Source organism: uncultured Ferrovibrio sp. (genome assembly GCF_937960835.1).
GTDB lineage: Bacteria > Pseudomonadota > Alphaproteobacteria > Ferrovibrionales > Ferrovibrionaceae > Ferrovibrio.
Genome location: NZ_CALGPC010000008.1, coordinates 64,394 through 80,938, shown reverse-complemented (window position 1 = coordinate 80,938; position 16,545 = coordinate 64,394). Strand labels below are relative to the sequence as shown.

The window sequence follows — 16,545 nt, the reverse complement described above, 5'->3', positions numbered from 1 at the left end:
ACCTCGAACGGTCAGGTGAAGTCGGGCGCCGCGCTGGTCAATCAGGCCGGCGACAGCCTCAGCGAGATCGTCACCGCGGTGAAGAAAGTCTCCGACATCATCGCCGAGATCGCGACGGCCTCTGCCGAACAGGCGCGCGGCCTGGAAGAGGTCAACGGCGCCGTGACGAATATGGACGAGATGACCCAGCGCAATGGCGCCCTCGTCGAAGAGACCACCGCCTCGGCGCAGACGCTGGCCAATCAGTCAGACGAACTGGCGACCCTGATTGCGCGCTTCCGTCTCGCTTAAGACTGCTTCATTTCGATAGCATCGGCACTGGCGCCCGGCTGTTTCGACGGCCGGGCGCTATTCAGTTTCGCCCCCTGCGCAGCACGGCCTGAATATCAACGCATGCGCGATGGCGGTTCTGCTTTAGTCCTTAGAAAAGCATAATAGTGCATTCTCACCCTATCGAAAAAGCGGTAAACCTTACCGTTTCCACTCGCCAAAAAGGAATGTCCGCCCTATTCTGGACTCGCAGCACGAGTCCGACCGTCTGCAAAATTAGAGTTTTCTGCTCTTTTTCTTATCGATGCGGCGTTCAGTCGTGTTGTTCGGCTTTTCCGGAGCGATCCAGCAACATTCACCATGTTTCGAGGAAATCTTTCCGACCTCGCGCGGCATGACGGCCACGATCCGGTTTGCCGGATGACCGATGCGCCCCACCACGCGCCTCATGGGGCGGCGCGTTGCGATGCCGGCTGACGGAGACGCCGAGATGCCGCTTCAGTTCGGCCGGATCCTGGCCCTGCTTCAGGCTACCCCGCTGCCAACCGATCTGATCGACAATCCCGCCCGCACCGGCCAGTGGCTGGTCTCGGTCGGCAACCTGCATCAGGCCCAGGGCATGCTGCGCTCCCGCGATCCGGCCCTGGGGCGCAGCGAAACCCGCGGCGAGCGCGTGGTGCGCCATTTCAACCGGATGATCCACGGCCTGCCGCTGGCCTGCCTGGATGGCATGTCGCCGATCAGCAAGCTCGCCCTGCTCTGGCCGCTGTTGCGCGATCTGGAGGGCTGGTGCCTGCGCCATGCCCCGAAACTTGCGCTGGATCGCGCGCCGTTAGAGGCGGTTTTGCGCCAATATCACGCGGCCCTGGAGCTGATGGCGGCCCGTCATGCGGCGCCCGATCCGCCGCTGCGGATGGCCGGGAGCGTGCCGGCCGGCGAGTAAGCGTCGGATAACGGCGAACCGGGCTGCGGCGCCGCATAGGCTGGCCTCGCCGCCCGCTTCCTGCTATACCCCGCCCGAATTCCGATTGCAGTCAGGCGGTCCCTCGCGGGCCGGCGGAAGGAGAGCGGTATGGCCGAACGCAAGGCCAGCGTTGCCCGGAAAACCAATGAAACCGATATCGCCGTTCAGGTGAACCTGGACGGCAGCGGCAGCTACAAGGTCAGCACCGGGGTCGGTTTCCTCGACCATATGCTCGAGCAGCTGTCGCGCCACAGCCTGATCGACCTCGAGGTTCAGGCCAAGGGTGACATCCACATCGACTTCCACCACCTGACCGAAGATACCGGCATCGCCATCGGCCAGGCCGTGGCGCAGGCGCTCGGCGACCGCAAGGGCATCAACCGCTATGGCGATGCGCTGATTCCGATGGACGAGACGCTGACCCGCGTCGCCATGGACATTTCCAACCGGCCGTATCTGATCTGGAAGGTGAACTTCACCAAGCCCAAATTGGGCGACATGGATACCGAGCTGTTCAAGGAATGGTTCCAGGCATTTGCGCAGAATGCCGGGATCACGCTTCATGTCGAAAATCTCTACGGCGAGAACAACCATCATATCGTGGAGTCCTGCTACAAGGGTCTGGCCCGCGCGCTGCGTCATGCCGTGACCCTGGACGCCCGCAGCCCGCATGCGGTGCCGTCCACCAAGGGCAAGCTGTAAGCGGGGCGTTCATGCGTTTCTTCACCTTGCATGAGCGCCCCGGCAACGGCGGCGATCCCGATCTGCTGGCCGTAGGGTCCGGCTTTTCCTGGTGGGCTGCGCTGTTTCCGCTGATCTGGCTGCTGTGGCATCGCCTGTGGCTTGGCCTTGCGATCTATATCGTCGCCGGCCTGCTGCTGGGCCTGGCGCTGGATCTTGGCGGCATCGCCGAACCGGCTGCCACGGTGATCGGCCTTGGCATCAGCTTCCTGATCGGCGCGATGGCTGCCGATTACCGGCGCTGGACCTATGACCGCCGCGGCTATCGCATGGTCGGCGTGGTGCTGGCGCGCGATGCGATGGAAGCGGAAGAGCGCTACATGCTGGAACGTTACGGGCGTTCGCGCGGATCGCAGGCGCAAACCGCGCCGCCATCCACGCTGCCGCCCTTTGTTCCGACGCCGCCGCGTGCGCCGATGGGCGGCAATATCGGCGGCAACGCTGCCGCCTTCCCGCGTCTGGTCTGAGCCGTGCCATGAAACTTGCTCTCATCGATTACGGCTCCGGCAATCTGCGCTCTGCTGCAAAGGCGATACAGCGCGCCGCCGCGGATAACGGCCTCGCGCTTGATCTGATGGTGACCAACCGCGTCGAGGATGTCGTTGCCGCCGAGCGCATCGTGCTGCCTGGCGTCGGCGCCTTTGCCGACTGCTATCGCGGCCTTGCGGCCTTGGATGGCATGATCGATGCCTTGAACGATCAGGTGATCGCCAAAGGCAAGCCGTTTTTCGGCATCTGCGTCGGCATGCAGCTGATGGCCAGCATCGGCCGCGAGCATGGCGAGCATAAGGGCCTGGGCTGGATTCCCGGCGCAGTCGAACTGATTCAGCCGAGCGATGCCAGCCTGAAAATCCCGCATATGGGCTGGAACGAGCTGCGCATCCTGCGCGACCACCCGGTATTTTCCGGCATTGTCACAGGCGACCATGCCTATTTCGTGCACTCCTATCACATGAAGCCAGAGGATCGCGCCGTGGTGCTGGCCGAAGCCGATTATGGGGGCCCGGTACTGGCGGCGCTTGGCCGCGACAATCTGGTGGGGACGCAATTCCATCCGGAAAAAAGCCAGGCTACCGGATTGCGGCTGCTGGCTAATTTCCTGCGCTGGAAGCCTTGAGGAGTAGCGTATGACGATCAAGGTGAAGGACATCACGCCAAGCGCGGTGGTCGAGAAGATCGCGGCGCTGACGGATGACGAACTCGACGAGCTCTGCGACGCCACCGAAAAGGCGATCCTGGATGGCAACGGCTTCGGCTGGCTGCAGCCGCCGCCGCGCCGGGTGCTGGAAAGCTATTGGCGCGGTGTGCTGCTGATGCCGCAGCGCGATCTCTTTGTCGCCAAGCTCGATGGCGCCATCGTCGGCTCCACGCAGTTGCTGCGGCCGCCGCCGAACAACGAGGCGCAGGCCCATAGCGCGCAGCTCACCAGTTTCTTCATCGCGCCCTGGGCGCGCGGCCATGGTCTGGCGCGCGGCCTGCTGAAGGCCGCGGAAGAAGCCGCCATCGCCGCCGGCTTCCGCCAGATCGATCTCGATATCCGCGCCACCCAGATTGCCGCGATCCAGCTTGTCGAGCAGGCGGGCTACAGGCGCTGGGGCATCAAGCCGCGTTATGCCTTCGTCGATGGCCGCTATGTCGACGGCATGTTCTACACCAAGGTGCTGGCCGAGACATGAATCTCTATCCCGCCATCGATCTCAAGAACGGCGAATGCGTCCGCCTGCAGCAGGGCGACATGGATCGCGTCACCGTCTTCAACCGCGATCCCGCCGCCCAGGCCAGGGCCTGGCAGGCTGCCGGTTTCAAATATCTGCATCTGGTTGATCTCGATGGCGCCTTTGCGGGCAAGCCCGCCAATGCTGCTGCCGTGCAGGCGATCCGCAAGGCGATCGATCTGCCGATCCAGCTTGGCGGCGGCATCCGCGACGAGGCCACCATCGAAAGCTGGCTTGCGGCGGGCATTACCCGCGTCATCCTCGGCACGGTGGCGGTGCGCAATCCCGAACTGGTCAAGCGCGCGGCAAAGCGCTGGCCCGGCCGCGTGGTGGTCGGCATCGATGCGCGCTCCGGCCGCGTCGCCGTTGAAGGCTGGGCGGAAGCCAGCGATATCGACGCCATCGATCTGGCGAAGAAATTCGTCGATGCCGGCGTCGCCGCCATCGTCTATACCGATATCGACCGCGACGGTCTGCTGAAGGGCGTCAATGTCGCCGCGACGGCTGTGATGGCGCGCGCGGTGCCGATCCCGGTGATCGCTTCAGGCGGCCTGGCTGGCATTGAAGACATCCGCGCGCTGAAGGCCGAGATCGCGGCCGGCGCCAAGATCGATGGCGCCATTCTGGGCCGCGCGCTCTATGATGGCCGCATCGATCCGGCTCAGGCGCTTCAGGAAGCGGCATGATGCCGGTCGGCATGAACGCGGCCCATGGCGATCCTCGATAAGGCGGTAGGCTGGATGGCGACCCAGGTGGCAAGGCTGGTGTTCAAGGGCCAGGAACTCGACTGGGCCAAGGTCGACCGCGTTGCCATCGACCGGCGCACCAAGGCGATCTCTGCCACCGTTCTGCTGGCCGGCGAAGAGCATCCGGTGGAACTGCGCGGCGCCTATGACGAGCGCGATGGCCGCATCACCGTCGTCTCGCTGTCGTTTTCGCGTCCCTGGATGGATGGCGCGACGCAGACCTTCGGCCTGCTCGACAAGATCAACGCGGAACTGGCCGAATTGCAGGACAGCCATCCGCTGGCGCGCCGCCTTGCTGCGCTGCTGCTCTAGGAAGATACGATGTCGCTCAAGGTCCGCATCATTCCCTGCCTCGACGTCAAGGACGGCCGCGTGGTGAAGGGCGTTAATTTCGTCAATCTGCGCGATGCCGGCGATCCGGTCGAACAGGCGGCGGTCTACGATGCCGCCGGTGCTGACGAGCTCACCTTCCTTGACATCACTGCTTCCTCCGATGCGCGCGACACGCTTTACGACGTGGTGGCGCGCACGGCCGAACGCTGCTTCATGCCGCTCACCGTCGGCGGCGGCGTGCGCACGGTGGAGGATGTGCGCAAGCTTCTGCTGGCCGGCGCCGACAAGGCCTCGATCAACACTGCCGCCGTTCACCGCCCGGATTTCGTGCGCGAGGCGGCCGAGAAATTCGGCGCGCAGTGCATCGTCGTCGCCATCGACGCGCGCAGCACCGGCCCCGGCAAATGGGAGGTCTTCACCCATGGCGGCCGCAATCCCACCGGGCTCGATGCGGTGGAATGGGCCAAGCGCATGGCGGCTTACGGCGCCGGTGAAATCCTGCTCACCTCGATGGACCGCGATGGCACCGAAAAAGGCTTTGACCTTGAGCTGACCCGTGCGGTGGCCGATGCGGTCAGCGTGCCGGTGATTGCCTCCGGCGGCGTCGGCAATCTCGATCATTTCGTCGACGGCGTCGTCAAAGGCCATGCCTCTGCCGTTCTGGCCGCCTCGATTTTCCATTTCGGCCGGCATAGCATCGGCGAGGCAAAACAGCATATGGCGAAGGCCGGCATCCCGGTCCGCCCATGAACGAGGAGGAACGGCGATGAGCGGCGAGAACCGCGACCTGCTGGAACGTCTCTACGAGACGATCCAAAGCCGCAAAGGCGGCGATCCGACGGTGTCCCACACCGCCAAGCTGTTCGCCAAGGGCCGCGCCAAGATCGCGCAGAAGATGGGCGAGGAAGCCGTTGAGCTGGCCATCGCGGCGGTCTCCGAGACACGCGAGGCGATGATATCGGAAAGCGCCGATCTGGTTTTTCATCTTCTGGTGCTGTGGGCCGAATGCGGCATCACCATCGAGGATGTGCGCGCGGAGCTTGCCAAGCGCGAAGGCCGCTCCGGCATTGAGGAGAAAAAGGCGCGTCAGATGACCTGACGCTAATCGGGCGACAGAAAAGAACGGCAGAAAAGTACGGAGAAAAGCAAATGCCCCAGGCTTATGATCAGAACAATGTCTTCGCCAAGATCCTGCGCGGCGAGATTCCGTGCAAGAAGGTGCATGAGACGCAGCACAGCCTGGCTTTCCACGACATCAATCCGCTGGCACCGATCCATGTGCTGGTGATCCCGAAGGGCGCTTACGTCGATTTCGACGATTTCTCCGCCAAGGCCAGCGCCGAGGAGAAGGCCGACTACATCGCCGCCATCGGCGAAACCGCCCGCATCGTCGGCGCCGATGCCGACGGCTACCGGCTGCTCAGCAATTGCGGCAAAAACGCCAACCAGGAAGTGCCGCATCTGCATGTCCATATCTTCGGCGGCCGCCAGCTTGGCCGCATGCTGAAGAAGGACGGCGAGTAAGGCTGTTAAGCGACGGAGCTCTACTCGGCGGCCTTGCTCGTTGCCGTGGCGCCGTCTTCGCGCGTGAGATCGAAGATGGCGACCCCGGCATCGGGCTTCTTACGCAACTGCCAGGCCTTGCTCTGCAGGCCCTGTCGCACATCCTTGCGGCCTGCCGCCCAATGCTCTTCGACGGAGCGGCGGGAGAATTCGTAGTCCATCGAATGGGTCTCGAAGATCTGCCGGCGGTAGATGAGCTGCGCAATCGTGATCGCCGCATCGCAGCTCCAATATTCCAGAAGCTGCACATCCGGATCGTCGTAGAGCTCCGGCGGCAATTTGGACAGCAATCGCCGCATTGTGCGCCGCATGGTCTGCCGCAGACGGAATTCGTTGGTGTTCAGCCGCGTGCGGCTGGAATAACGGATTTCCTTCTCGCGCTGCGCCACTTCCAGGATGTTGCGCGGCATGCCGCCTCGGGCATTGAACAGATCGACCTGGAAGATGCACATGTCCCTGCGCGGGCCGCTCAGCTCCAACACGTAGTTCAGCGGCGTGTTGGAGACCAGCCCGCCATCCCAGTAATGCTTCTCGCCGATCTTCACCGGCGGCAGGCCGGGCGGCAGCGCGCCGGAGGCCATGATATGCTCCGGCGCGATGGTTTCCTTCTCGCTGTCGAAATAGGCGAAGTTTCCGGTCTCGACTTCGACGGCGCCGACCGAAAGCCGCGGGCCCTTCTCGTTCAGGTAATCGAAATCGACCAGCGTCTCCAGCGTGCGGCGCAGCGGCGCCGTGTCGTAATAGCTCAGCGCCTGCATGCTGCCCGGCGGCTGCAGCAGCGGCGGCGGCACGCGCGGCGTGAAGAAGCCCGGCACGCCGAACAGGCTGCCGAAAAAGGCGCTGGCTTCGTTGACCACGCGGCGGCCATGCTCGCCATCGGTCATGATGTTGTGCTGCAGGCTGGAGGACACGAGGCTCCAGAATTCCTTCAGCCGCGCAAGCCGCCGCTCCGGCGGATTGCCGGCGATGATGGCGCCGTTGATCGCGCCGATCGAAATGCCGGCCAGCCAGTCGGGCGCATGGCCGGCCTCGGTCAGCGCCTCGAAGGCGCCGGCCTGATACGCGCCGAGCGCGCCGCCGCCTTGCAGGACCAGCACCACCTCTTCGCCATCTGCCAGCATGGCTCACCTCGCTTGGTCTGGGTCATGCGATCAAATCACAGGGAGGATGGCGCAACCATGGCAATCACTTCACGTCCAGGCAGGCCTCCGACCGCGCAATCTCGTCCACCAGCCAGTCCAGGAAGGCTTTCACCTTCAGCGTATCCGCTAGGGCCTTCGGGCAGACCAGATAATACGAATAGTGGTTCTTCAGCTCGATGTCGAAAGGCTTCACCAGCAGGCCCGCGGCCAGATCGTCCAGCACCAGGATCTTGCGCCCCAGCGCCACCCCCTGGCCGGCGATGGCCGCCTGGATCGCCATGCCGGTATCGCTGTAGCCCATGCCGCGCCCGGCATCGATATCGGTGACATTGTTGCGGCGCAGCCAGGTCTCCCAGGTCAGCGACCGCGCCTCGCGCGAGACCTGCGTATCATGCAACAGGGTGTGGTGCTTGAGATCCTCAAGCCGGCGCAGCGGATGCGGCCCCTCCAGAAGCCGCGGCGAGCAGACCGGGAAGACGTAATCGTCGGCCAGATGCACCGCATGCAGGTCCGGATACTTGCCACTGCCCAGGCGGATGGCGAGGTCGATATCGTCGCGGCGGAAATCGACAAGCTGCGACGAGGTGGAGATCATCAGGTCGATATCGGGATGCAGCGCGCTGAACCGTCCGGCGCGCGGCACCAGCCAGCGCATGGCGAAAGACTGCAGCGTGCTGATGCGAAGCTGCTTGGGCCCCGATTGCTGCGACAGGCGCCGGGTCGCCGCATCCATCAGATCGAAGGCATCGCGCAGCGCCGGCAGATAGGCCTGGCCCGCCTCGGTCAGCACCAGGCGGCGGTTGTAGCGGCGGAACAGCGCCAGCCCCAGGATTTCCTCCAGCAGCTTCACCTGATGGCTCACGGCGGCTTGCGTGACGTTCAGTTCCTCGGCCGCCTTGGTGAAGGACAGATGCCGCGCCGCCGCCTCGAAGACGCGCAGGGCATTCAATGGCGGCAATCGGCGGGCCATAGCAGGGGCTCCGAGCGGGTTTCGCATAAATTTCTCTAATGCGAATTATGAGGAATGGTCGTTTGTCCGGCAAGTCCGAACTGGCTACCTCTGGGTCCACAGGATGAATGTCCCTAATCCGACCTGGAGGATGTCATGGCCCAGTACCAGCATTGCGATGCCGCCTGCTCAACGGCTGCGGACCGCGCGCCTACCCCCCAGTCGGGCCTCGCCGTGCTGCAGGAGGCCGTGCTGCAGGGCGTTTACCTCCTGCTAAAATGGCAGCGCCGGGCCCGCAGCCGCGGCGAACTGGCCGAACTCACCGACCATCAGCTTCGCGATGTGGGCTTAAGCCGCGCCGATATCGCCAAGGAAACCAATAAGCCCTTCTGGGAGGAGTGAGGTCCGGCGCAGCTAGCGATGGCCGCGTCCCCGGCCTAGAGCCTCACCTGGCACGACCTCGCGCAGCAGGCTGAAAAGCCAGGCCAGGCCCGCATCCATCAGCGCGACCTTCGGCGTGATCGCCCGGATGCGCGAACGCGGCAAGGGCAGCGGCACATCGATGCCGGTCACGCCGAAGCGCGCGCCATGGGCGGCGACGAAGCGGCGCGGCACCGCGCCGATCAGGTCGCTTTCGGCAATCAGCGACAGCGCCATCATGAAATTCGGCACCGTCAGGGCGACCCGCCGCTTCAGGCCGCGCTTCGTCAAGGCAAGATCGACAAAACCCTGCGCATCGCCGGTCTGCGACACCACCAGATGCTCCATCTCGCAGTAGCGCCGCAGGCTCGGCTTGCGCAGGAAGGGATGGTTCCTGCGCGCGGCGATGACGAAATCCTCGTCAAACAGCACCTGCCTGGCAAAGCGCGGCGGAATCTCGTCCAGCGGCCCGACAATGATATCGACGCTGCGCGCCTCCAAATCGTCCAGCGACGGCTCCCAGGCGCGGACGGGCAGGCCGGCCTGCGCGGGCAGAAGCTGGCGTATGCTGACATCGATCTGCGGCGCCTGGCTGCGCAGGGCGGCCAGTAACGGCGTTAGGAACACGGCGATGATGGCGTCGGGGGCGGCGATGCTGAAGCGCCGCGTCGAGGCCGCCGGATCGAAGGGCTCAGCGGTGGCGATGACGCTTTTCACCCGCGCAAGGATTTCCGCCACCGGGGCCGCCAGTTCCAGCGCGCGCTGTGTGGGCACCACGCCCTTCGGCGTCTTGAGGAAAAGCGGATCCTGCATCAGCCGCCGCAGGCGGCCCAGGCCATGGCTGATTGCCGAAGGCGTCAGATTGAGCCGTGCCGCCGCATGGCCGACATGGCGCTCCTGCAGCACCACGTCAAACAGCACCAGCAGGTTGAGATCGGTTCTGGAGAGATCAATTTCATTCAGCATGTTGCTGAAATCATATCATTGGATTCAGCAGATGCCCAAGGTCATCTGACCGGATACGATCTTGCCCGGCCCCAGTCCGATCGCGTCATCCCCAGTCCCCCCGGAGCGTTGCATGCCGCCGACCCCTCACCAAGACTTCACCGGTCAAACCGCAACAAAGACAAGCCTGGCCGAACAGAACTCAACCACCCTGCTTGAACTCGAAACCGGCCATGCGCCGCAGAAACCTGTTACTCCTCCCGCCGCTCTTTCTGTCGTGGATTTCTGGATCGAAGCCGGGCCGCAGCTCTGGTTCGCCAAGGATGACGATTTCGACCGCCGTTTTTGCGATCGCTTCCTGATGCTCTATCTGGCGGCGGCGCGCGGCGATCTGATCGACTGGCTGGAAACGCCGAAAGGCTCGCTCGCTTTGCTGCTGCTGCTGGATCAGTTTCCGCGCAATGCCTTCCGCGGCACGCCAAAGATGTATGCCACCGATGCGATGGCGCGGCGCATGGCCGATACCGCCATCCGCGCCGGCCATGACCGCGCGGTGCCGGACGAGCTGGCGGTGTTCTTCTATCTGCCTTTCAGCCATTCGGAGAATCTTGCCGATCAGGAACGCGCGGTGATGCTCAACCGCCGCCTGGGCGAGCCGGCCCTGTCGCATGCCCAGCGCCATTGCAGCATCGTGCGCCGCTTCCGCCGCTTCCCGCATCGCAATCCGGTCCTCGGCCGCCGCATGACCGAGGAAGAGCAGCGTTTTCTCGATGAAGGCGGCTTCGCCGGATAAGGGTTTAAAGAATCCGGCTCAGTTGCCGGTTGCGCGGATGGCGGCGGCTAAAGTCTTCACCGATTGCCGCGCCGCCGGATCGGCAAGACTCGCGTAGAGCACCAGATCGCGCGTCGGCAATGCCGGCAGGCCCAAAGCCGGGCCGATATCGATCAGGCCCGGCGGAGCCACGCGCCGGCTGAGCACGGCCACCGCCAGCCCCGCCGAAACCGCCGCTGCTATGGTGCCGACGCCGCCGCCGACGAAGACTTCCGTCCAGGCGATGCCGGCTGCATCCAGCGCCGTCACGCCCATGCTGCGCATGCCGCAGGATTCCGAATGCGCCGCCAGCGGCAGCGGATCGCCCGGCCTCACAACGAAATCCGGCGCCGCCATCCAGCCGAATGTTTCCGTGCGCAGCACTTCGCCGCCGCGCCGCCCGGCTTCCTGGCCCATGGCGATGACGGCATCCAGCGCGCCATTGTCGAAAGCGGCCAGCAGATCGCGCGAGCTGCCGACATGCATTTCCAGCACAAGGCCGGGATCGGCGCGCTTCACCCGCTGCAGCACCTGCGGCAGCTCCGCGCCCACTGCATGATCGCTGATCCCGACGGCGAGGCGCCGCCGTTCGGTCGCGAAAGCTTCCAGCGCGCTGCCATGGGCATCGATCAGTTGGCGCGCGCGGTCGAGGAAAAGCTGTCCGGCTGCCGTCAGCCGCACCCGGCGTGGCGTGCGCTCGAACAGGCGGCGGCCCAGATCGTCTTCCAGCTTCTTGATCTTCAGGCTCACCGCCGACTGGGTCGCCTCCATCGCCTCGGCCGCGCGGGTGAAGCTGGCGAGGTCGGCAACCAGCACGAAAGCCTGCACGGCCTGGATATCCAGCGCCCTCATGGCCGTCTATCATTATAAATTTCAATCATTGAAATATGATTTCATATGATTTTCGAATGATCAACCGGGCATTAGCCTCTACCGGGTCGATGGACCAGACCTGGAGGATCACCCATGCCGCTCAGCCGTGTCTTTCTGCGCCGGGGCAAGCCCGCCGCCTACCGCCAGGCCATTCTGGATGGCCTCTATCAGGCAATGCGCGAAACCTTCAACGTGCCGGAATCCGACTACTTCATGCTGGTCACCCAGCATGACGCGGAGGATTTCTGGTACAGCCCGGATTATGTCGGCGTGGCGCGCAGCGACGATCTCGTCATCATCCAGCTGACCGTCAGCAACACGCGCACGATGGCGCAGAAGAAGGCGCTCTACCGCAGCATCGTCGAAAAGCTCGGGCGCAATCCCGGCATCCGGCCCGAAGATGTGTTCATCAATCTGGTCGAGGTGCTGCCCGAGAACTGGTCGATGGGCAACGGCCTTGCGCAATACGCAGCCGAACCGGCGCCCGCCGATACGGATCTGAAAGCCGCCGTTTAAATGCGGTAACCTGCCGCCCAGTCACAGAACCGGCGATTGACTCGTGCCGATGAGAGGCTTACCACCAGCCTCATGACAAAGGCACCGTTCATCGCCGGCCTGTATTATCCGTCGCTTTCATAGCGGCGGGCTTTGTCATGTGTTCAACCGCTGCATTGGCCAGCGGTTGCATTCCGGCAAAAGACCTCTGGCCATGCGGCCCCGAAGAGGTTTGCCGTGCCAAACGCCGCTTCATCAGATACCACTGCGCCCTTCTCGTCAGAGGATGGTGAGATTCCGTTTAAGTCGACAACGCTGGGCCTGATCGGCTTCGGCGCTTTCGGTCAACTGATCGCGCAGCATCTGCATCCCCATTTCGACATCCGCGCCTTCGATCCCGCACCTGGGCTTCAGCCCGCCGCCGCGCAGCATCATGTAACGCTCACCAGCCTTGAAGCTGCCGCGCGCTGCTTTGTGGTGGTGCTGGCCCTGCCGGTCGGCCGCATGGAAGAGGCCGTTGCTGCCATCGCGCCGCATGTGCAGCCGGGCGCGCTGGTGCTCGATGTCGGATCGGTGAAGGTCGTGCCAACTGAAATCATGCAACGCGGCCTGCCCGGTCATGTGCAGATTGCGGCGACGCATCCGCTTTTCGGTCCGCAATCAGCGCGTGAGGGCATCAAGGGGCTGAAGATCGCCGTCTGCCCGATCCGCGGCCGGCGCTGCCTGCGTCTGGCCGCCTTCCTGCGCCGGCAGCTTGGCCTGCAGGTGATCGTGACCACCCCGGAAGAGCATGACCGCGATGCCGCCACGGTGCAGGGCCTGACGCATCTGATCGCCAAGGTGCTGGTGCAGATGGAGCCTTTGCCCACGCGCCTGACCACGCGCAGCTTCGATCTGCTCGCTGCCGCCGTCGGCATGGTGCGCCACGATGCGCCGGAAGTGTTTGAGGCGATCGAGCGCAGCAATCCCTATGCGCCAGACGTGCGCAAACGCTTCTTCGCCCTGGCGTCAGCGCTCGATGCGCAGCTTGCGAAGTGAGCGCCTTCATTTCCGCTTGCGCGAACTTAGATCGGAAAGCGGATTTGTTTTCCGGCGCGGCAGCTTAAATCAGTGCCGCGAAACCGGTCTGGTTCGTATTGACTGCCGCGGCGCCAGACGGACCCGAATGGAGCCTAGACGGGCTCAACGGCCCGGAACGGTCACGAACGAACCCAAACGGTTCAAACGGACCAGAAAGTGCCGTTTTGATAGCAGTGATAGCACTGCTATCATTTTCCAGATGGGCTTATGAAAGCCCTTGGCGAAATCCTCAGCGGCCAAGCACCCGCTGCATCTTCTTGAGCAGGCGGCGGCGCTCGGCATCGGTCTTGGCCGCGCGCAGTTGCTGCTGCACCTGCAGCATCAGCCGGGCATAGTCGTTATGCCAGTCATGGCCGGCCAGCGCCTCGGCCTGGGCATAGCGGTCGAGCCGCGGCGGTGTGGGCTTCGGCGTCTTGATCAGCTTCGGATGCGGTGCGCGCAGGTTATAGGTCTCGTCCAGCCGCGGCACCGTGACATGCGGCGCCTCTTCCTTCCATTGCGCGATGGAGGCGCGCAGCGCGCCGATGGCATCAAGATCGCCATGGGTCAGCATCACGCCGCGCCGCACCGGCAGCCGCTCGCGCAGCCAGTCCAGCAATTCCTCATGGTCGGCATGGCCGGAATAGACTTCCAGCTTGCGGATGCGCGCCCGCACCAGCACCTCGTCGCCCTGGATGCGCACGGCGCGCTCGCCATCCTCCAGAAAGCGGCCGAGCGTGCCCGGCGCCTGATAGCCGACCAGCAAAACGGTCGCATTGGGACGCCAGAGATTGTTCTTCAGGTGATGGCGGATGCGGCCCGCCTCGCACATGCCGCTGGCGGCGATGATGATGGCGCCGCCGCTGATCTGCTCGATCTGCATGCTTTCCTCGACGCTGCGGGTGAACCGCAGCGACCCGCCCTCGAAGGGATTGCGGGTGGTTGTCTGCACGCCGTTTTCCTCATGCAGATACTTGGCGAAGACATTGGTGATGTTGAGCGCCAGCGGTGAGTCCACGATCACCGGCACGCGCCTGACCTTGCCGTCTGCCATCAGCCGCGCAATGTCGGCCAGCAATTCCTGGGTGCGTTCCACGGCAAAAGCGGGAATGACCAGATTGCCGCCTGCGGCCAGCGCGGTGTTGATCTCCTCGGCCAGCACGCCGCGGCGCTGCGCGGCATCCAGCTTGGGCCGCGGACGGCCGCCATAGGTGGCTTCCATCACCACCACATCGAGATCGCGCGGCGCTTCCGGTTCGCGCTGCAGCGCCTTGTGATCCGGCCCGATATCGCCGGAGAACAGAAGCTTCAGCGGCTCGCCGCCGCCGGCATCGGCGATGTGGAATTCGATCGAGGCCGAGCCGAGGATATGCCCGGCATTCCAGAACCGCGCCTTCAGGCCCGCTACCACCTCGAACCAGGTTTCGTAATCGCGCGGCACAAGCTGCTTCAGCGAGTCCTGCGCTTCCTGTTCGGTATAGATCGGCTGCACGATGCCGCGGCCGCGCCGCTGATTGCGGCGGTTCAGCCGCTCGACTTCCATTTCCTGGATGCCGCCGGAATCGGGCAGCATGAAGCGCAGCAGGTCGCGGCTGCCTTCGGTGCAGATCACCGGCCCGCGATAGCCCGCCTTGATCAGCTTCGGGATCAGACCGCTATGGTCGATATGCGCATGCGTCAGCAGCACGGCATCCACGCTGCGCGGATCGAACGGCCAGGGCTTGTAGTTCAGCTCCTTCAGCGTCTTATCGCCCTGATACATGCCGCAATCGATCAGGATCGAGCGCTCGCCGAGATCGAGCCGGTAGCAGGAACCGGTCACGGTTCCCGCGGCGCCATGGAAGGTCAGGGTGCAAGACATGCTGTCGCTTCTTTCACTCAGTCAACGTGCCGCTTGTGTCAACGGATCGCCGGCTCAAATCGTTTCCGTGCCGTTCAGCACATATCCACTATCGCGCTCGGCAAGCTCCGCGGCAAAGGCCAGATCGGTGGCCAGCCCCGCATGGACGCGATAAAGCGGCTCGCCCTTGCGCACAGCGTCGCCGGTTTTCTTCAGCAGATCGACGCCCGCGCCCTTGAAGGCAGGCGCGCCGGCCAGGCGGGCGATGCGGGCGATGCGCAGGCAATCGATGCCGCAGACCAGCCCGTCGCGCGGCGCCAGCACCTCGTAAGCCAGGCTGCTTGGCGCAATCGTCATTCCGCTCGGGCCCTGTGCCTCGATCAGCTTTTCCATCGCGCGCATGGCGGCGCCGGAATCCAGCAATTCGCGGGCGCGATGAATTCCGCGGCCGCCGCGGATTGCAGGATCGGTATCGATCAGCGCGCCTGCCACCAGCAGCGCGCGATCGCGCAGATCGGCCGGCGCCGCGGGATCGTTGCGCAACACGGCCAGCACGTCGCGCGCTTCCAGCATCGGGCCGACGCCGTAGCCGACCGGCTGGCTGCCATCGGTGAGCACGATGTCGATCGGCAGGCCCAGCGCGCCGGAGACATATTCGAACAGCTTGCGCAGGCGCACCGCCTCGTTGCGGCTGCGCACCTTCGCGGTCGGCCCGACCGGAATGTCGAGCACCAGATGACGCGCGCCGGCGGTGATCTTCTTCGACAGGATCGAGGCGACCATCTGCTCGCGCGTATCGATGCCCAGGGGTCGCTCGACGGTGATCATCACGTCATCGGCGGGCGACAGGTTCACCCGGCCGCCCCAGACCAGGCAGCCGCCGATCTTTTCCACGATGGCGCGCATCTCGTCGGTGCCGATATCGACGCGGGCCAGCACCTCCATCGTATCCGCCGTGCCGGCCGGCGAGGTAATCGCGCGTGAAGACGTCTTCGGAATCGTCAGGCCATGCGCCATGACAATCGGCACCACGATCATCGAGGTGCGATTGCCGGGGATGCCGCCGATGCAATGCTTGTCGACCACCAGCTTGTCGCCCCAATCCAGCCGATGGCCGACGCAGGCCATGGCGCGGGTGAGGCTCAGCACCTCTTCGGCCGTCATGAAGCTGGCGCAGGCCACCAGGAAGGCAGCGATCTCCATCTTGGAATAGCGCTGGGCGGCGATGTCGCGGATCACCGACTTGTATTCGTCTTCGCTGAGAATGCGGCCCTGGATCTTGCCGCGCACGGCCTCCAGGCTTTCCACCGGCCGCGGATGATCGATGGCAACGCGCGTGCCCGGCGCTTTGCCGAACAGCCGGAAGGCTTCTTCCGACAGGCCTAGCTCGTCGGGCTCCAGCAGGCTGGGATCGTCGACGATGTTCAAGGTTGCCGGCACGCGGATGCCGTCGGCGGTGACCTCGATCTTGGCAAGTGCCTGGAATTCCTCGGCCCGGTACAGACCGCAATCGCGGGACAGATAGGCGATGCTTTCGCGATGGGTGTCGATGGCGATGCGCTTGAGCTTCAACATGTCTTTTTCGTTTTTATGGAACCCGGCACTGTAACAGTCTGGCCCTAGGGGCGGATTTGACCGATGTCAATTGCAGCACCGGTTGTCCACACTTCTGTCCGGAA

At 64.3% G+C, this 16,545-nt stretch carries 22 protein-coding genes; 15 read left to right on the top strand and 7 right to left on the bottom strand.

Annotated elements, in window-relative coordinates; translation table 11 throughout:
* A partial coding sequence (locus Q0603_RS08315) for a methyl-accepting chemotaxis protein (protein ID WP_298724519.1) occupies nucleotides 1-291 on the top strand: 291 nt, incomplete at its 5' end.
* Nucleotides 292-546: 255 nt separating this feature from the next.
* Here Q0603_RS08315 and Q0603_RS08310 read toward each other — a convergent pair.
* Nucleotides 547-720, bottom strand: a complete 174-nt coding sequence (locus Q0603_RS08310; protein ID WP_298724517.1) for a hypothetical protein — start codon at nucleotides 718-720, stop codon at nucleotides 547-549.
* Nucleotides 721-760: 40 nt separating this feature from the next.
* Between Q0603_RS08310 and Q0603_RS08305 the strand changes: the two genes are divergently transcribed.
* The 10 genes from Q0603_RS08305 (at nucleotide 761) to Q0603_RS08260 (ending at nucleotide 6,293) form a co-directional block, all read left to right on the top strand.
* Nucleotides 761-1,213 carry a hypothetical protein gene (locus Q0603_RS08305; RefSeq protein ID WP_298724515.1) on the top strand — a complete coding sequence of 151 codons (453 nt, stop codon included), beginning with the start codon at nucleotides 761-763 and terminating at the stop codon, nucleotides 1,211-1,213.
* A 129-nt stretch (nucleotides 1,214-1,342) separates the two neighbouring features.
* The gene (gene hisB / locus Q0603_RS08300) at nucleotides 1,343-1,936 is read left to right on the top strand and encodes an imidazoleglycerol-phosphate dehydratase HisB (RefSeq protein ID WP_298724513.1); all 594 of its coding nucleotides are present in this window, start codon (nucleotides 1,343-1,345) and stop codon (nucleotides 1,934-1,936) included.
* Nucleotides 1,937-1,947: 11 nt separating this feature from the next.
* Complete coding sequence (locus Q0603_RS08295; RefSeq protein WP_298724511.1) at nucleotides 1,948-2,442, top strand: DUF2628 domain-containing protein; 495 nt, start codon at nucleotides 1,948-1,950, stop codon at nucleotides 2,440-2,442.
* Nucleotides 2,443-2,450: 8 nt separating this feature from the next.
* Complete coding sequence (hisH, locus tag Q0603_RS08290; RefSeq protein ID WP_298724509.1) at nucleotides 2,451-3,092, top strand: imidazole glycerol phosphate synthase subunit HisH; 642 nt, start codon at nucleotides 2,451-2,453, stop codon at nucleotides 3,090-3,092.
* 10 nt (nucleotides 3,093-3,102) lie between these two features.
* Nucleotides 3,103-3,651: a GNAT family N-acetyltransferase gene (locus Q0603_RS08285; protein WP_298724507.1), complete on the top strand. Its 549-nt coding sequence runs from the start codon at nucleotides 3,103-3,105 to the stop codon at nucleotides 3,649-3,651.
* The gene (hisA, locus tag Q0603_RS08280) at nucleotides 3,648-4,376 is read left to right on the top strand and encodes a 1-(5-phosphoribosyl)-5-[(5-phosphoribosylamino)methylideneamino]imidazole-4-carboxamide isomerase (protein ID WP_298724504.1); all 729 of its coding nucleotides are present in this window, start codon (nucleotides 3,648-3,650) and stop codon (nucleotides 4,374-4,376) included. Before Q0603_RS08285 ends, hisA begins: the two co-directional genes overlap by 4 nt.
* A gap of 24 nt (nucleotides 4,377-4,400) precedes the next feature.
* Nucleotides 4,401-4,748, top strand: coding sequence for a hypothetical protein (locus Q0603_RS08275; protein WP_298724502.1), 348 nt, complete (start codon nucleotides 4,401-4,403; stop codon nucleotides 4,746-4,748).
* Between the two features lie 9 nt (nucleotides 4,749-4,757).
* Entirely contained in the window at nucleotides 4,758-5,519 is a 762-nt protein-coding gene (hisF, locus tag Q0603_RS08270) for an imidazole glycerol phosphate synthase subunit HisF (RefSeq protein ID WP_298724501.1), read from the top strand.
* Nucleotides 5,520-5,535: 16 nt separating this feature from the next.
* Entirely contained in the window at nucleotides 5,536-5,868 is a 333-nt protein-coding gene (locus Q0603_RS08265; RefSeq protein ID WP_298724500.1) for a phosphoribosyl-ATP diphosphatase, read from the top strand.
* Nucleotides 5,869-5,918: 50 nt separating this feature from the next.
* Nucleotides 5,919-6,293: a histidine triad nucleotide-binding protein gene (locus Q0603_RS08260; protein WP_298724498.1), complete on the top strand. Its 375-nt coding sequence runs from the start codon at nucleotides 5,919-5,921 to the stop codon at nucleotides 6,291-6,293.
* Nucleotides 6,294-6,313: 20 nt separating this feature from the next.
* Here Q0603_RS08260 and Q0603_RS08255 read toward each other — a convergent pair whose 3' ends face one another.
* Nucleotides 6,314-7,453 carry a patatin-like phospholipase family protein gene (locus Q0603_RS08255; RefSeq protein WP_298724496.1) on the bottom strand — a complete coding sequence of 380 codons (1,140 nt, stop codon included), beginning with the start codon at nucleotides 7,451-7,453 and terminating at the stop codon, nucleotides 6,314-6,316.
* 64 nt (nucleotides 7,454-7,517) lie between these two features.
* Entirely contained in the window at nucleotides 7,518-8,444 is a 927-nt protein-coding gene (locus tag Q0603_RS08250; RefSeq protein WP_298724494.1) for a transcriptional regulator GcvA, read from the bottom strand.
* 135 nt (nucleotides 8,445-8,579) lie between these two features.
* Here Q0603_RS08250 and Q0603_RS08245 point away from each other — a divergent pair, with 135 nt between their 5' ends.
* Nucleotides 8,580-8,825 (top strand): DUF1127 domain-containing protein, encoded by a 246-nt coding sequence (locus Q0603_RS08245; protein ID WP_298724492.1) that lies wholly within the window; start codon nucleotides 8,580-8,582, stop codon nucleotides 8,823-8,825.
* Between the two features lie 12 nt (nucleotides 8,826-8,837).
* Here the strand turns inward: Q0603_RS08245 and Q0603_RS08240 are convergent, their stop codons facing one another.
* A complete protein-coding gene (locus Q0603_RS08240) occupies nucleotides 8,838-9,809 on the bottom strand; it encodes a LysR family transcriptional regulator (protein ID WP_298724490.1) in 972 nt (323 codons plus the stop codon).
* Nucleotides 9,810-9,921: 112 nt separating this feature from the next.
* Between Q0603_RS08240 and Q0603_RS08235 the strand changes: the two genes are divergently transcribed.
* The gene (locus Q0603_RS08235; protein WP_298724488.1) at nucleotides 9,922-10,581 is read left to right on the top strand and encodes a DUF924 family protein; all 660 of its coding nucleotides are present in this window, start codon (nucleotides 9,922-9,924) and stop codon (nucleotides 10,579-10,581) included.
* An 18-nt stretch (nucleotides 10,582-10,599) separates the two neighbouring features.
* Here Q0603_RS08235 and Q0603_RS08230 read toward each other — a convergent pair whose 3' ends face one another.
* A complete protein-coding gene (locus tag Q0603_RS08230; RefSeq protein ID WP_298724486.1) occupies nucleotides 10,600-11,451 on the bottom strand; it encodes a LysR family transcriptional regulator in 852 nt (283 codons plus the stop codon).
* A gap of 114 nt (nucleotides 11,452-11,565) precedes the next feature.
* On the opposite strand from Q0603_RS08230, the gene Q0603_RS08225 reads away from it, so the two are divergent.
* Together Q0603_RS08225 and Q0603_RS08220 are read left to right on the top strand one after the other, a co-directional pair.
* Entirely contained in the window at nucleotides 11,566-11,988 is a 423-nt protein-coding gene (locus Q0603_RS08225) for a tautomerase family protein (protein ID WP_298724484.1), read from the top strand.
* 216 nt (nucleotides 11,989-12,204) lie between these two features.
* On the top strand, nucleotides 12,205-13,005 hold the full coding sequence (locus Q0603_RS08220; RefSeq protein ID WP_298724482.1) for a prephenate dehydrogenase: 801 nt from the start codon (nucleotides 12,205-12,207) through the stop codon (nucleotides 13,003-13,005).
* Nucleotides 13,006-13,276: 271 nt separating this feature from the next.
* Here the strand turns inward: Q0603_RS08220 and Q0603_RS08215 are convergent, their stop codons facing one another.
* Nucleotides 13,277-14,887, bottom strand: coding sequence for an MBL fold metallo-hydrolase (locus Q0603_RS08215; protein ID WP_298724480.1), 1,611 nt, complete (start codon nucleotides 14,885-14,887; stop codon nucleotides 13,277-13,279).
* 54 nt (nucleotides 14,888-14,941) lie between these two features.
* On the bottom strand, nucleotides 14,942-16,441 hold the full coding sequence (locus Q0603_RS08210; protein WP_298724478.1) for a thymidine phosphorylase family protein: 1,500 nt from the start codon (nucleotides 16,439-16,441) through the stop codon (nucleotides 14,942-14,944).
* Between the last annotated feature and the right edge of the window lie 104 nt (nucleotides 16,442-16,545).